The sequence below is a fragment of the Shewanella fidelis ATCC BAA-318 genome, assembly GCF_000518605.1.
Lineage (GTDB): Bacteria > Pseudomonadota > Gammaproteobacteria > Enterobacterales > Shewanellaceae > Shewanella > Shewanella fidelis.
The window spans coordinates 255,650-268,742 of sequence record NZ_KI912458.1; the positions used below are offsets into that span (position 1 = coordinate 255,650).

Sequence of the window (13,093 nt, forward strand, 5' to 3'; positions counted from 1 at the left end):
GCTGATTATTCTTATGCGTAAGCTGGTCGCTTGCGATTGGTCATTGTTTGGCTATGGCGCAGCATAGTCATCACATAAAGAGCCTTAGGTGCTGAGTGTTACACGAACAGATATTAAGGTTTGCGATGCGATTTTTTGCCAAATTATTCTTATTGTTACCCCTATTAGTATTAGCGGCCTGTGGCGGCGGTTCAGAAGGTGAAGACGGAAGCGTTGTCCCGCCACCGCCTCCACCAGTGGTAAAATCAAGTATCACGGCGATGGACTTTCGCCAGTCTGTAACGATTGCTGATGATATCGTTCAGCCAGTCACTTTCAATTTATCTAACTATATCAGTAGTAGAAATAGACTAGATGCAAATACTGACCTAATGGCGGCTAGTAAGTTGAGTCTGGATAAGATCGAGGTATTAGGTAATCTCGCAGGTTGTGAGATCACCAAGCTAGATCAACTAGCCCTATCTTTCTCTGTTACCCCATATCATTCGCTCAGTTGTGACTATCGCTATACGGTTAGCGATGGTGCCGAGCAAACCTCTGCGCTGGCTTCAATCTTATTTACCAACAATAGCGCTAAGCTTATTGCTGAGCAGCAGGGTTTAACGTTACCAGCAGGTGGGGTTTTACCTGAGATCAGCAAGCCTCTGACTCAAGGAGAAGCGCTTAGTTTTAATATTCAAGACGAACTTGCTACAGAGTTTTTGACCATGACTAACCCTAGGTTTGAGACGTCAACAGTGGTAGTCGGTAGCGGTACGGCTAATGTTAGTGAGGATGGGGATTTTAACTATCAAGGCATTGAAATAGGACTGACTTCGGTAACTTATTCTGTTGTTGATGACAATAAGCTAGTGTTTACCGGTGTCATTAATATTGATGTTTCAGGCAACCGTAATACAGCGCCAGTAACAAAAGATGAGACATATGGTCGATTGGTGGCTGTTGAGGATTCTCTAACATTAGATATTTTAAATTTTCCAGGGGTTGGCTCACTGGTTAACGACAGGGAAGGCGATAAGGTGCAACTTGTTGGCGTGCAGGTGTATAACGCCAATGTGAGTCTGGTTAATCCTGCTGATGTCAATAATACTCAATTTACTTTTTCAGCAAGTGAAAAGGGGCTTTATGAAGTCAAGTACACAGTTTATGACCATGAAGTTGATGGGGTGAGTAGCGGGTTTATTAGTATAGAAACTGGTTTTGTACGAGAAGGGATTTTAGAGTTCTCCTTCAATGGTTTTATTAAATTATTTGGTGATGGTGCCCTAGGGGCTGTTGGGCGTAACACCTTGATAAAACCCTTTAAAGAGACACTACTGCCATATATGGAAAATCATGGTTACTATGCGACAGCGCTTAAAAATATCGGTTTCGGTAATTACCGTATTGATATGAGTAGTGAAAGTGGTGGTGAAGATAAGATAGTTTTATTTACAGCACTAAATGCACTTCAACCAATCGAAACATTGATTGAGTTGCCGGCCACTAGCAAAGTTTATTATGGACTAACCTATGCTGATCGCATCATGGGTTACGGTGGTATCGTTTATGAGGTCACACAGTATGGTGACGCTATTGCACATAACCAAATATACGGTACAAGCAATACTTGTTATGGCGACTTTGTTGAAAAGTTTAATGGCTTGAATCTCAGCGGTGTTGAAAAGATCGAAAGTTTTGGTCCATTTTCAGCTGTGGTTTATTTAAGCAATGGAACCGCAAAATATTACAGCATTGACTGCGGCAGTACAGGTAAATTTATTAGCTCTGATTGGACGCGATATATTGATAAAGTTTCCCAATGTTGGGATGCGCCAGATAATGGCAAAACCCATGGCTCATTCTACTGTTTGAATAAAGATCAAACTCAGCAGGCGTTTGTGCGTGTGGTTGGCCCACACGAGATTGATGAGAAGGGCAATATTTTTCTTAAGTTTGCCAATTTCTTTAAAAACACTGGTAAGAAGATAGTTAAAAGTACCCAAGTTACTAAAGGTATTGCTGCATTAACCCAAAATGGCGATCTTTATGTGTTATTTGATGGTAAAGATAGCAATGGAGAAAGCTATAAAGTCAAGAAAGTCGCCACGAGAGTAAATGATTACCAACAAGCGGCCAATTATGTGACTTATATGCATATGGTTGAAGATGACGATCGCGCCAAAGTCAGCGATGAGAATGTGACTAGCAGCAAGCCCAAGGATAGTTATTATTTAGAATTTAACGGTTATGCCCAATATCACCAAGAGGCATTGCCGAACGGGCAAAAGGTCGATATGACCATAAAATTTAATAAGTTAAGTCGTAGTGACCGTAAAAAAGTGAAGTTTTATGAGAATACGGCGAATGCGGTTGCTTTAATCATAAATGACAGATTAAAAATACTGACTAATAAGGGACTTAAAGAGTATGGTGGTAGAGATCATCATTATAATATCGTAGGTGATTCAGCCAACTCTTATGGTGTCCGTACTGAAACTGCTGGTCAAGGACTCAGTACTTTCTTTGCACGTGGCAATAAAAACGGCGCTGAAGAAGATTGGCAGTTGTTCAGTCCGCTGGAAGAGCTTCACTCAAGTTTAACCTGTGAAAAACCCAAACAGGGTGATGTAACTTATCCCTATATTTTAACTGGTTGTACTTATATTGATTTTAAAATGAATGGAGCTGTGATCCCCTTAACGGGCTCTGGAGTGAGTGTTTATCCGCAGGTGCGCTTCGCTAATGAAGATGCTACAGGTAAGGTCTACCCTGACTTAGTCGATTTAGATAATGATGGTTTGTCGACTGCATATGAAGTTGAAGCGTGTTTAGCTGAGCGTACAGAGTACCATAGTGGTGATATCGAATATTGTTCACAACCCATTTTATCTGACAGCGATGGTGATGATGTGTTAGATAGTTTTGAATATCGCTATCAGGCAACGGGTAAAGGTAACTATCAAAGCCGTTTTAGCCACATTGTTGGTGACTATAAAAATAATCAATTTGGCCCTTACGATGGTAATAAAGACATTGATAGTAATGATCAACTTGATAAATACAGTAATTAACCTTTTACTAATCTACCCTTAGCTCCTTATCGCAAAAAATGGCAGCACTTAGCTTATATAGATTGATATAAGTTGGGGGCTGCCATTATTTTACCCAATCTCCCCCCTCTCTCTTTTCTTATTATACGTTTCATTTTTGTTGTTTTTAGATCAATTTGTGGTGTGTTTTTGCCTGTTTATAATTTTCTATAGGCATTTTTGATTTTTTGAAATCAGTTTTGACCTGTTGTGAATATATACACTCGTTAATATATGCGCTGAAAGTTACCTATCAGACATATTTGCAAAAGAAAGTGATTTATTACCGATTTAGGTATTTATTTTTTGATAACGCAAATATGACGAATAAATGTTTAATGAGGATGTTTCTATGAATACTAAAATTGTATTGCCCCTTGCGTTATTGACATTATCTGGAGCGGCTCTTGCTGCTGATGATGCAACAACGACTCTTCACTGGAAAGGAATTGTACCGACTGTTGTGCCTGGTGCTGGAGTGATCATCACAGGTCCATCTGGACGTGTTCCATATATCGACACCGCTGGACTTAATGTTAAAGATACAACGGGTGTTTTCACTTCAGATCAGATCTCTTTAGAGCTGCACTATCGTTTATGTACTGATGGTACTACACCGATCGAAGGCGCATGTGCTAGCGGATTTGTGCAGGGTGAGGTTGCTGAAGCCGTTGGTGATATTATTCCTGATGCATCTTGGACAATGAGTTCACTAGAGACCATTATTGGTACGCTAGACACTACAGGTGTAGCTACTGTTGTTAAGATGGAAGGTACACCAATGGAGAAATCTAAACCAGTTACAGCGACAACCGGTACCGTTACCTTTACTACTGAAAACACTGAAAATGTTGAAACCGCAATGGGTACAGAGCTGAAGCCTGGTCAAAATATCGAAGTCCACACCGTTATTAATTCAGCGAAAGCTATCTAAGACTCCCTTTTCCTCAGATATATCAAGAGCCAACTATGACTTATATAAAAGTTATCTTTTCCGCATGTCTGCTATTTGCGGCACGTGATGTCTTGGCTCTTGATATGTCTGCTTCCGGTGAGCAACGTGAGTTTCATGTTGATACCCAAATAGAGCTGGATAAGTTTTATGACCGAGAGATTATTAAATTTGAGTTTGTTAAGCAGAACTGGGAACTGCAGTTCGATGGTCGTAATTTCAAATTTAATGATATTTCAGATGTGCTGCTATTAGAAACCTCGATAGGTAAGAGTGATCCACTAAACACTTATAGCCTCAATCTGCTTGAAAATAGTTCCGCCTGTTACGACGTCAATGGCGTGCCGACAGATAGTAAGAACTTAGTGTCTGTAAGCGTTGATGGTGCACCTATTAATAAAGGAGAAGGGCTAGATAGTTTGGAGTTTGATGGCGTTAACCGTGTTGGTAAATACAGCCAGTTCGATGTTGAGCTTAAGTTTGCACCTGTCAGTTTAAAAGATGACTACTGCGAAGGCATGATTAAGATGAGTATAGAGCTAGCAATATGAGATACAACAAAGTCGCCCTATCAGTCCTATTTGGCCTGTCTTGCACACTTGCTCCACAGTTATCTTTACCAGTTTATGCTTCGGTTAAGAGCGAGGGGATTGCCATCCCTGATGAGTTTGCCGAACTCTATTCTGGCAGCACTGAGGTGTTTGATTTTCAATTAGCCAGCGCTACAGAGCAGTTAGTGATTAAGCTCAACTCCACACCCACCTCGGCCTCTTTAAATAGAGAAAGCAAAGTCAGTGTTGAACAATACTTGACTCATTTGAATGTGAAACCACAGGCGGTGATAGACATCATCAAAGCCATGGAAAATATTTCCACATCGGCTCTATGTCAGGGCAAGGTGTCTGAATGTGAGTTGATGCCTGAGCGCTATGCCTTCACCTATGACTTTGAGCATAAGAAACTGAGCTTATTCATTAATGCTGACTTAATTGATAGCCAAAAGACGGCTCGTCGGTTTCACGAGGCAACTAATCAGCAGTACGGTGTGATTAATAGCGTTAACCTGAACTATCACTATTTTGGTGATGGTGGTTCATCGCTTATCGGCCGTGATGAAACCTTGATTGGTTTAAAATATGGCTCGGTTAAGTCGAGTCTTTATACGGATACCGCGGCAAACCAATTTGAAGTTGAGCAGCTATCTTATGACTTTGAAAGCCAAAATAGGCGGGTTCAATTTGGTCATTTTAAGTATGGTTATGAGCAAAATACCACAGCGTTTATGGATCTATCCGGTAGCTATTCTCAGGATATTATCAACTATTCATCTTCGCAAAATTTGCTCGATGGAGGTAAGCAAAATAATCGCCGTTTATTTTACATCTTGCCTAACAAAGGGCGTATTGAGGTCTATCGAGATGGCAATTTAATCTATAGCAAAAATGTGGATGCTGGGCAGCAGAGTATCGCCTTTCGTGATCTTCCCTATGGTTCGTACACGGCTTCAATCGTGGTGATCTCTGCTGGTCGTGAGATCTTAAAAGAGCGGCAGCAGATTGTTAACAATAGCGCTTTCTCACTGAATAAAGGTGAGTTTGACTATAGTTTCTCGGCAGGACGATTCAGTGATAGATATGAAAATAGTTATGACAGCGCCATAGAGCAAACTCAGCTTAAAAAGTTACAAGCTAAATTAGGTTATTCAGTTGGGCCTGACAGCTTTTTATATGCCGATGGCTATATTCATGATAACGATTATTCCTATGAACGTACTGGCGGGCTTAATGCCTACCTGAAAACGTTAACGGACCATTATTCGTTGCAACTGGAAAATAATAACTTTGTTGAAGGTAAGCTTTCATACCAGATCACAGATAGCACCATGATAGGTGGGCGAATTTTATCAAACTCAGACAACACCTTATCTGAACTAGGTGTTAAAACGTCATTGAGTGATGCCTCTACAGCACAGTTGAAATACGCTTCTTTTTCAAATGGTAGCCAATTTATTGCGGCAGATGTGAGTTTTTACAATATCGGTGTTGGCTATGAGAAGTTTGATTCAGCCGATAGCGACTTCGGTTTGGATAACTTCATGTTGTCCAATACTGGATATGAGCGCCTTAATGTGAACTTTTCTGCTGAGCTTTGGGGCGGTCAGGGCTATGTGCTTTATGTAAATAACAAGCTCGATACTGAAAATGTGGCGCAAGCCTTTATTGATCAAAGTGACTATTGGTCGGTGAGTGCTGGTTTTTCACATTCGTTTGTAGCGGATTCGGTGCTGAACTTTTCTGCAACATTTCAAGGTGGCGAAAGCTTTGGCGTTAAAGATGACTGGTATGCGGGCGTGCTATGGTCTGTGCCTTTGTCAGCCGGTTGGACAGCTAGTTCATCGGTATCGGTGAGTGGCCAAGGGCTCGATGAATTTAGAAACAGTGTGGCGAATGACAGACAATTGAGCCGTAACTTGTCGATGAATAACGAACTCGGGATCAGTTATAACGGCACGGATATTGAGCGAAATATGAGTAGCGATCTATCCAGCAATATTAACTATAACAATGGTTACGTGGCCTCTGATACCTACGCCTATATCAGCTCTGATGGCACTCATTCAGTAAGCACTAGTTTTAATAGCACTCAAGTGTTATCGGGCAAAGGGGAAGTTTATTTTACCTCTGAGCAAAGTGACGCATACATTATTGTCGATGCGAACAATCAGGGGAGCGATGACGCTCACCGTGGTCTGCTGTCTATTTATGACGATAACACGCTGAACTATAGCGAAAATATTGATCGAGAAGAGACGATTATTCCAGTCGATAAATACAAGGCATTTAATGCGCGTTTAGATACGGAGTCATCAAATTATATTAGTGATCAGACGCGAGAAGTCTCTGGTTATAGCTTACCTGGTACCGTTATCTCGCTGGATCTCGACTTAGTTAAAGTCAAAACCTTCATCTCTTCTTTTGATGATGTGAATCATCAAGTTATTGGCGAAGTTGAGTGCACAGGTGAGGGCTGTATTGATGTTGAACAGGTTGAAGAGGGCGTGTTTAAGATCTCTGTGATTGCGGGCTCTGACTATCAGTTGGTATCAGAAAATCAAACCTGTGTGACGCCAACGTTAGATAGAGATTCAACTCATATTGTTAATACCGGTAATAACTATTGCCTACCAGGTTTAGACAATGATGACACATTAATGTTGGCACAAGGTAAGTCGCTGCAGCCGGTCAAAATTGATGGCAATGAATATTACTTTATTGGTGTTTTTACCAATGAAGATGAACGAGCAAGCACCAACCGCAAACTTGAAGAAGCGGGTTTGGCGGTCATCACTCGTATCGTTGGTCAGCGGCAATATCTGTACGTGACCAATGAATCAAGTCTTAGCGCTAGCCAAGTATCGCTATTAAACGAATTAAGCCTTTATGCGAAGAGTCTGATTGACGATGACAACTTTGCTAACAACTGGAATTAAATTATGAAGATCACTAAACCTTTATTATTGACCATATTATCTCTGTTTGTTTTCGATGCATCAGCGATGGCGATTAGCAGTTTAATGCTGACCAATTCGGAAGCTAAAGCTGGGGTATTCACCCTAGATAATACAGATGAAATCACCTATTTTCTTAAAACATCTGTATCAAAGGTTGAAATTGTTGATAACAAGATTATCAAGACGCCCTATACTCGCGATAACCTTGACTCGTGGGACATAGCCACTAAGCCTTCGAAATTGGTCATTGAGCCAAATATGGTAAAAGAGATCCAAGTGGAAAGCATTTGTGGCGAGCGTTGTGATATTGACGAAGACCAAGTTTATCAGATCAATATCCAACCTGTTTCTTACACCACTGAAGGCAAACAGCAATCGAAAATCAACATGTTATTTGGTTTCTCTCCTTATTACATCGTACCCGCTAAAGTGAGTAAGGTTGAATACCTACTCGACTATAAAGGCGACACGATTACAGCCAAAAATTCAGGTAATACCATGATAGATATCGTCATAGATCAATGCGATAAAGATGGAATTATCGATGAGGAGGATGACAGAGCATTATGTAAAGCCAATTTCACTATATTGGCTGGCAGAACTCGAGACGTTCACGTACCTGAGGTATTACAAGCCGATGAACTAGAGGTGATGGTGTTAAATCACGATGAGTCATATCGTGAAGAGATCCGCTTGAGCCGAGGAGAGTAAGATGCGCTTTGCTGCCTTCAAACTGCCAGTGACGGCCAGTTTTGGATTTCTGTTGATGTCGTTGGTAGTGAGTCTATTGCTTGCTACATCTATGTCAGCGAGCGCATTCACCATTAATGGCACGCTAACAGGTGATAAGCTCGAGTGGGCTAATGCCAGTAACGACGGTGAATATATTCGGCCTAATTACTGGTTTACTCCTGTGCGACTACCGCAAACAACAATGTGGGTACCGGGGACTTACACAACACCTACCCAGCTGAATATCGAGCTGTCGAGCGGTACAGAGCATGTGTCTATGCCGATAAAATTAAGCGGTGTGAAGTATCAGCTTAGTGGGCAGTTTTCGCAAATACCATATGCTGATAGCTATCCTGTTTGTGAGCAGTCGAGTGTTGCCGCAACCAGTACCGTCATGAACACTAGCCGTAGCGGATTTTGTATTGCTGATAAAAGTATTCAGTTTGCTAACCCTACAACGCCTTTTAAGCGCTATCAGCCGATCATTCGTTTCGATAAAGCAGAGCTTATTAATCGCTTAAAGGGTAAGGCTAAAGGAATATACTCAGGTACCGTCACAGGGGTAATTAGCTATGGGTTTAAGGCGAATATTTCTGAAGCGGTAAAGACTTATCGCAATATACCCATCACATTTTCGATGCAGATCGCTTATAACCCGAGTGTCATTAGCCGTATTAATGTATTGGGTAATGGTCATATTACTCCAGAATATGACACCTACAAGCATACGGTGAGTGGCAATACTGGGTTTAAGGTATCGGTGTTAGGTCAATTTCAAAATGGACTGAGGTTTCGGTTAATTAACAAAGATGCCGCTGACTATAACTTAAAGCCAGAGTCTGGCAGTGCTACTCAGATCCCATATAGCATTAGTTGCCAAGGATGCAGCAGTCAATCAGAGATAGTTGCCAATGGTCATATAGTTGATAAAGGGGAAGCAAAGATAGATGCGCCCGGTGCCACTATGATCCCCTTTATGCTTAATGTTGGCTTTGAAAATGTCTCTGTAAACGATGTAGAAGAGCAACGTTATAGCGATAGTTTTACTCTGATGTTTGAGGTGCAGTTGTGAAGTTTGCTCTGAAAAAAATGAGTTCGATGAAAGTAAGCCTGATAAAGTCTAGCTGCTTTGTCAGTATATTACTGCTCTGCTCGGATGTTGCGCTTGCTGAAAGTTTTTATAGTGATGGCGATTTCTATTTTGGTGGCAAAATCGGAGGAGTACTGCTAGATACTGAAAAGCCGCTAGAGCCAGGGGAGAATAAAACGGTTAACCTTAGCTCAGGTTTGACCCTTGGATATAACATCAACTCCTACTTATCAGTAGAAACGGATATGAGTTATCTAGGACAATATCAAGATGAAAGTTCTGCAGAAGATAAAAACTTATTTGCTGTTGGGGCTTATTTGTCGACTCGATATCGACTCAGTGATGATGCGGCGCTGTATGTTAAATTAGGTCCTGCTTGGGTTGAAGATAATGTGTCGCTTAGCAGTGGTTTAGGTATCAAATATCGACTATCACCTAACTGGGAGCTTGATAGTGGCTATCGCTGGATTAAAGATACCCCAAGCACGGACGATGATTTGTATGAATTTACGCTAGGGATTAATTATAAGTTTGGTGTTGTCTCACATCAGCCTGCGCGTCCAGTGGTTAATCAAATTCATAAAAAGCAAACTGCAGTTGCTGCTACATCGACAACAAGCATGATGACGACATCAAAGCCGTTATCAATCAGTGCCAAAAGTTTATTTGGATTTGATAGCAGTAAGCTAATTGCAACTGCAGAGCTAACTGAGGTGCTAAAACAGGTTAAAGCGAGCAAGGATAGTGAACTTAGTATTACCGCTTACACTGACAATTTAGGTACAGAGGAGTATAACTTAGCGCTATCGAAACTGCGGGCTGAAGCGACTCGAAACTACTTTATTGCTAACGGTGTAGAGCCGAGTCGGATCCAAATCGACTGGAAAGGCGAGGCGGCGCCAATATCGAGTAATTTAACCGACAGTGGTCGAATGCGTAATCGACGGGTTGAAATAGAGCTGAATTAGTTGAGTGAGACAAGTGTTGTTTAACTTGTAGATTGATTCGTTAGTACCACTTGACCTATATACAACTGCAGCAGGCCATCGAGTTGGTCAATGTTTACACCTGTCATTCTTTGGATTTTATCGAGGCGGTAGCGCAGCGTATTTCGATGAATAAATAGGCTGTTGGCACATTGCTGCAGATCGCCAAAATGCTGTAAGTACGCACTTAAGGTTTTGACTAGTTGACCATTTTTATCCGCGCAGAGTAAAGCTTGATAAGGTGATAGTAGCTCTTTACCGCGCCAGCTGTCTTTCAATGCCGAAAGTAGTACCGACAAGGAGTAATCCTCATATAAATACTTGTTTTGCTCAGGCCTGATTTGCTGACCAATTGCTAAGGTCTCTATGGCGGTTTGATAGGAGCGGTTAAGATCTTCTGTTGCTGGGAAAAAATGACCCAATGATATTTTTAGTCTGCTGGCAAGTCTTGTTGGTAAGCGAGCAAGTAACTGATCAATACGTTCACTTTCAAGTGCGGGATCCCAAGCCTTACCATCAAGGAAAGCGGGTTTTAAGATCACCAGTTCTGTCATAGACGTCATTGCGACTAAGTTGCCCCTAGATGGATTTTCCAGTAGATGAAGCACTTGTTTTAACATCGAATTAGCCGCGGTTTCCTCTTCATCATTTTGAATTTTTATCAGGGCAACAACGCGGGGAATGTCGAGGTCAATATTGAGCTGGGATGCCCAGTTTCGTTGATGTTGGCTATATGGGCCCTCAGATTTAATCAACTCAATAATGAGTTCTTCTTTTTGCCGATAATGCCATTGTGCTTGTTCAAGTGTATTGGCTTGTTCAACGATAAGCTCGGCGGTCATTTTAAGTAGCTCACCATAACTTTTTAGTGCTTCAGGTTCACCAGTGATCCCAATGACCCCAATGATATCGCCTTTGTAGTGCAGCGGCAGATTTATCCCAGGTTTTACGCCTTGCAAGGTACCGGTGTTTTTAGTGCTAATCTCAACAGTACGCTTTTGACTAATCGCGAGTAGGGCACCTTCATGGATCTCGCCAACGCGATGGGGATCACCGGAACCCAAAATGACACCATGGTTATTCATCACGTTAATATTATGACCGATGATTTTCATTGTCCGCTGGACGATTTGTCTTGCGATTGAGCTGTCGAGAAAATACACAAGCTTTCCTTACATTTTACCAATCAATATAAACGGTTAGTCACTCTACGCCAGTGTAACGGTTTTGAGGCGAGGTGATTACCTCAGTAACGGCTTCCGCTCGGAGTAGATCACAGGTTGATACTGGTTGGTACTAATCGGTTGATTTCGTTTTGTCGCGGCTATTATAGCAGCTGTGTAGTGCTTTGCTGCGTAGTAAAGTCGCATTTATGACGTCGCAACTAAGCTAGCAATACGTTGTTTTAAAACGGGAATAATTTCAGCTTCAAACTCGGGATGCTGTTTAAGCCAGATATTATTTCTTGGGCTTGGATGGGGCATCACTAAGGTATGTGGCCAAAGTGATTGCCAGTTAGCCACAGACTGAGTCACGCTCATTTTTTGCTGTAAATGCCATTCAATGGCGTACTTTCCAACGAGTATAGTCAGCTCAACATGCTTGAGCTGAGCTAAAACATCTTGTCGCCATTTTACGGCGCACTCCTTTCGTGGTGGTTTATCACCACTTTGCTTATCAGCTTTGGAGTAGCTGCCCGGGAAACAAAAGCCCATGGGTAAAATTGCAAACAGTTGTGGGTTATAAAACTGTGCTTCTGTTACTCCAAGCCAACTTCGCAAACGCTTGCCACTGGCATCGTCAAAAGGGCGTCCTTTATCATGCGTTTTGCGCCCCGGTGCTTGGCCTGCGATAAGTATTTTGGCAGATGGGCTCAATTGGACTATGGGTTTTGCTCCCAAGGGTAAGTCTGCAGCGCATAGTTGGCATTGGGCGATATTCTCTTGTAGCTCAGCAAAGGTGAGTTTGTTCAATACTGGTTTGCTGAATTGTTGAGTCATCACGCCTTGCCTCCATGTTTTCGCGCTAATTTTAACTAAACTGGACTATTTGATAGCCCCAATACCCTAAATAACCATAGGCAATAGCTAACGTCGATAGTGAGATAAACTTAACTTTGATATCTGCTTGGCTAGTGAGCGCGACATGGCCACAGGCAATAGCAAGTATTGCAATAGGTGCAATGTAGTAGGCTGCCAAGAGTAATACTATTGCCGCTAGTGCAATAATTAATGCCGTGTGTTTAGTCGGCGCTTTGTGAGCAGAAAGGTTTAGCTGCAGAGGTAATAGGCTTAAACCAATGCTAACAATGATCACGCCGATATTCATTGAAATAGCCCCAGCAGTATCAAAATAAATTAGGGCAATAAATAGCGCAATAATGGCGGGAATTATCGCAATAAGCGCATGCATTTTGGCAAAATTGCGGCTGTGATATTTACCCGTAAAGTAAAACAGACCATTGAGTACCAGGTTGAGTATGCTAAAACCTGCGAGAGTAATAGCCAGTAATAATACATTGGTGGTGTCTGACGCCATGGCAAATGCTGGTAATGGCGCAATGAATGTAGCGAGTAACAGTGATTGATAGGCTTTGATAGAACGAGTCATTGCAGTACTTTAGCTTATATTAATTAGTATTAAGATCTCTTAAAGCCACAATAAGTTCAAGCTGTTCGCGAATTTGACTAGGTTTTTAACGGCTTTTGTATGCTTAAGGTGATCGGCTTCACGATAATGGCAGTTGGTCTA

General features: G+C 41.8%; 10 protein-coding genes. 7 read left to right on the plus strand and 3 right to left on the minus strand.

Going from position 1 to position 13,093, the window contains the following annotated elements:
• Positions 1–125: 125 nt before the first annotated feature.
• From L884_RS0114655 to L884_RS0114685, 7 genes are all read left to right on the plus strand, one after another.
• On the plus strand, positions 126–3,053 hold the full coding sequence (locus tag L884_RS0114655; protein ID WP_028768194.1) for a hypothetical protein: 2,928 nt from the start codon (positions 126–128) through the stop codon (positions 3,051–3,053).
• A 370-nt stretch (positions 3,054–3,423) separates the two neighbouring features.
• Entirely contained in the window at positions 3,424–4,005 is a 582-nt protein-coding gene (locus L884_RS0114660) for a hypothetical protein (RefSeq protein WP_028768195.1), read from the plus strand.
• A gap of 35 nt (positions 4,006–4,040) precedes the next feature.
• Positions 4,041–4,574 (plus strand): hypothetical protein, encoded by a 534-nt coding sequence (locus tag L884_RS0114665; protein ID WP_028768196.1) that lies wholly within the window; start codon positions 4,041–4,043, stop codon positions 4,572–4,574.
• Positions 4,571–7,513, plus strand: a complete 2,943-nt coding sequence (locus tag L884_RS0114670) for a TcfC E-set like domain-containing protein (RefSeq protein ID WP_028768197.1) — start codon at positions 4,571–4,573, stop codon at positions 7,511–7,513. Before L884_RS0114665 ends, L884_RS0114670 begins: the two co-directional genes overlap by 4 nt.
• A gap of 3 nt (positions 7,514–7,516) precedes the next feature.
• A complete protein-coding gene (locus L884_RS0114675; RefSeq protein WP_028768198.1) occupies positions 7,517–8,245 on the plus strand; it encodes a fimbrial biogenesis chaperone in 729 nt (242 codons plus the stop codon).
• A 1-nt stretch (position 8,246) separates the two neighbouring features.
• The gene (locus L884_RS0114680) at positions 8,247–9,338 is read left to right on the plus strand and encodes a hypothetical protein (protein ID WP_028768199.1); all 1,092 of its coding nucleotides are present in this window, start codon (positions 8,247–8,249) and stop codon (positions 9,336–9,338) included.
• Positions 9,335–10,324 (plus strand): OmpA family protein, encoded by a 990-nt coding sequence (locus tag L884_RS0114685; RefSeq protein WP_245603137.1) that lies wholly within the window; start codon positions 9,335–9,337, stop codon positions 10,322–10,324. Before L884_RS0114680 ends, L884_RS0114685 begins: the two co-directional genes overlap by 4 nt.
• A 20-nt stretch (positions 10,325–10,344) precedes the next feature.
• Here L884_RS0114685 and L884_RS0114690 read toward each other — a convergent pair whose 3' ends face one another.
• The 3 genes from L884_RS0114690 to L884_RS0114700 all read right to left on the minus strand — a co-directional run bounded on the left by L884_RS0114690 (position 10,345) and on the right by L884_RS0114700 (position 12,952).
• Positions 10,345–11,505, minus strand: a complete 1,161-nt coding sequence (locus L884_RS0114690; RefSeq protein WP_028768201.1) for a sugar diacid recognition domain-containing protein — start codon at positions 11,503–11,505, stop codon at positions 10,345–10,347.
• Positions 11,506–11,712: 207 nt separating this feature from the next.
• Positions 11,713–12,342: a uracil-DNA glycosylase family protein gene (locus L884_RS0114695; protein ID WP_084221449.1), complete on the minus strand. Its 630-nt coding sequence runs from the start codon at positions 12,340–12,342 to the stop codon at positions 11,713–11,715.
• A 31-nt stretch (positions 12,343–12,373) separates the two neighbouring features.
• Positions 12,374–12,952: a hypothetical protein gene (locus tag L884_RS0114700; protein ID WP_028768203.1), complete on the minus strand. Its 579-nt coding sequence runs from the start codon at positions 12,950–12,952 to the stop codon at positions 12,374–12,376.
• Between the last annotated feature and the right edge of the window lie 141 nt (positions 12,953–13,093).

What these genes read in the sequence shown, in the direction of transcription:
- L884_RS0114665 (WP_028768196.1), top strand. Translation starts at nt 4,041, where the DNA reads ATGACTTATATAAAAGTTATCTTTTCCGCATGTCTGCTATTTGCGGCA.
- L884_RS0114695 (WP_084221449.1), bottom strand. Translation starts at nt 12,342, where the DNA reads ATGACTCAACAATTCAGCAAACCAGTATTGAACAAACTCACCTTTGCT.
- L884_RS0114655 (WP_028768194.1), top strand. Translation starts at nt 126, where the DNA reads ATGCGATTTTTTGCCAAATTATTCTTATTGTTACCCCTATTAGTATTA.
- L884_RS0114670 (WP_028768197.1), top strand. Translation starts at nt 4,571, where the DNA reads ATGAGATACAACAAAGTCGCCCTATCAGTCCTATTTGGCCTGTCTTGC.
- L884_RS0114675 (WP_028768198.1), top strand. Translation starts at nt 7,517, where the DNA reads ATGAAGATCACTAAACCTTTATTATTGACCATATTATCTCTGTTTGTT.
- L884_RS0114700 (WP_028768203.1), bottom strand. Translation starts at nt 12,952, where the DNA reads ATGACTCGTTCTATCAAAGCCTATCAATCACTGTTACTCGCTACATTC.
- L884_RS0114680 (WP_028768199.1), top strand. Translation starts at nt 8,247, where the DNA reads ATGCGCTTTGCTGCCTTCAAACTGCCAGTGACGGCCAGTTTTGGATTT.
- L884_RS0114660 (WP_028768195.1), top strand. Translation starts at nt 3,424, where the DNA reads ATGAATACTAAAATTGTATTGCCCCTTGCGTTATTGACATTATCTGGA.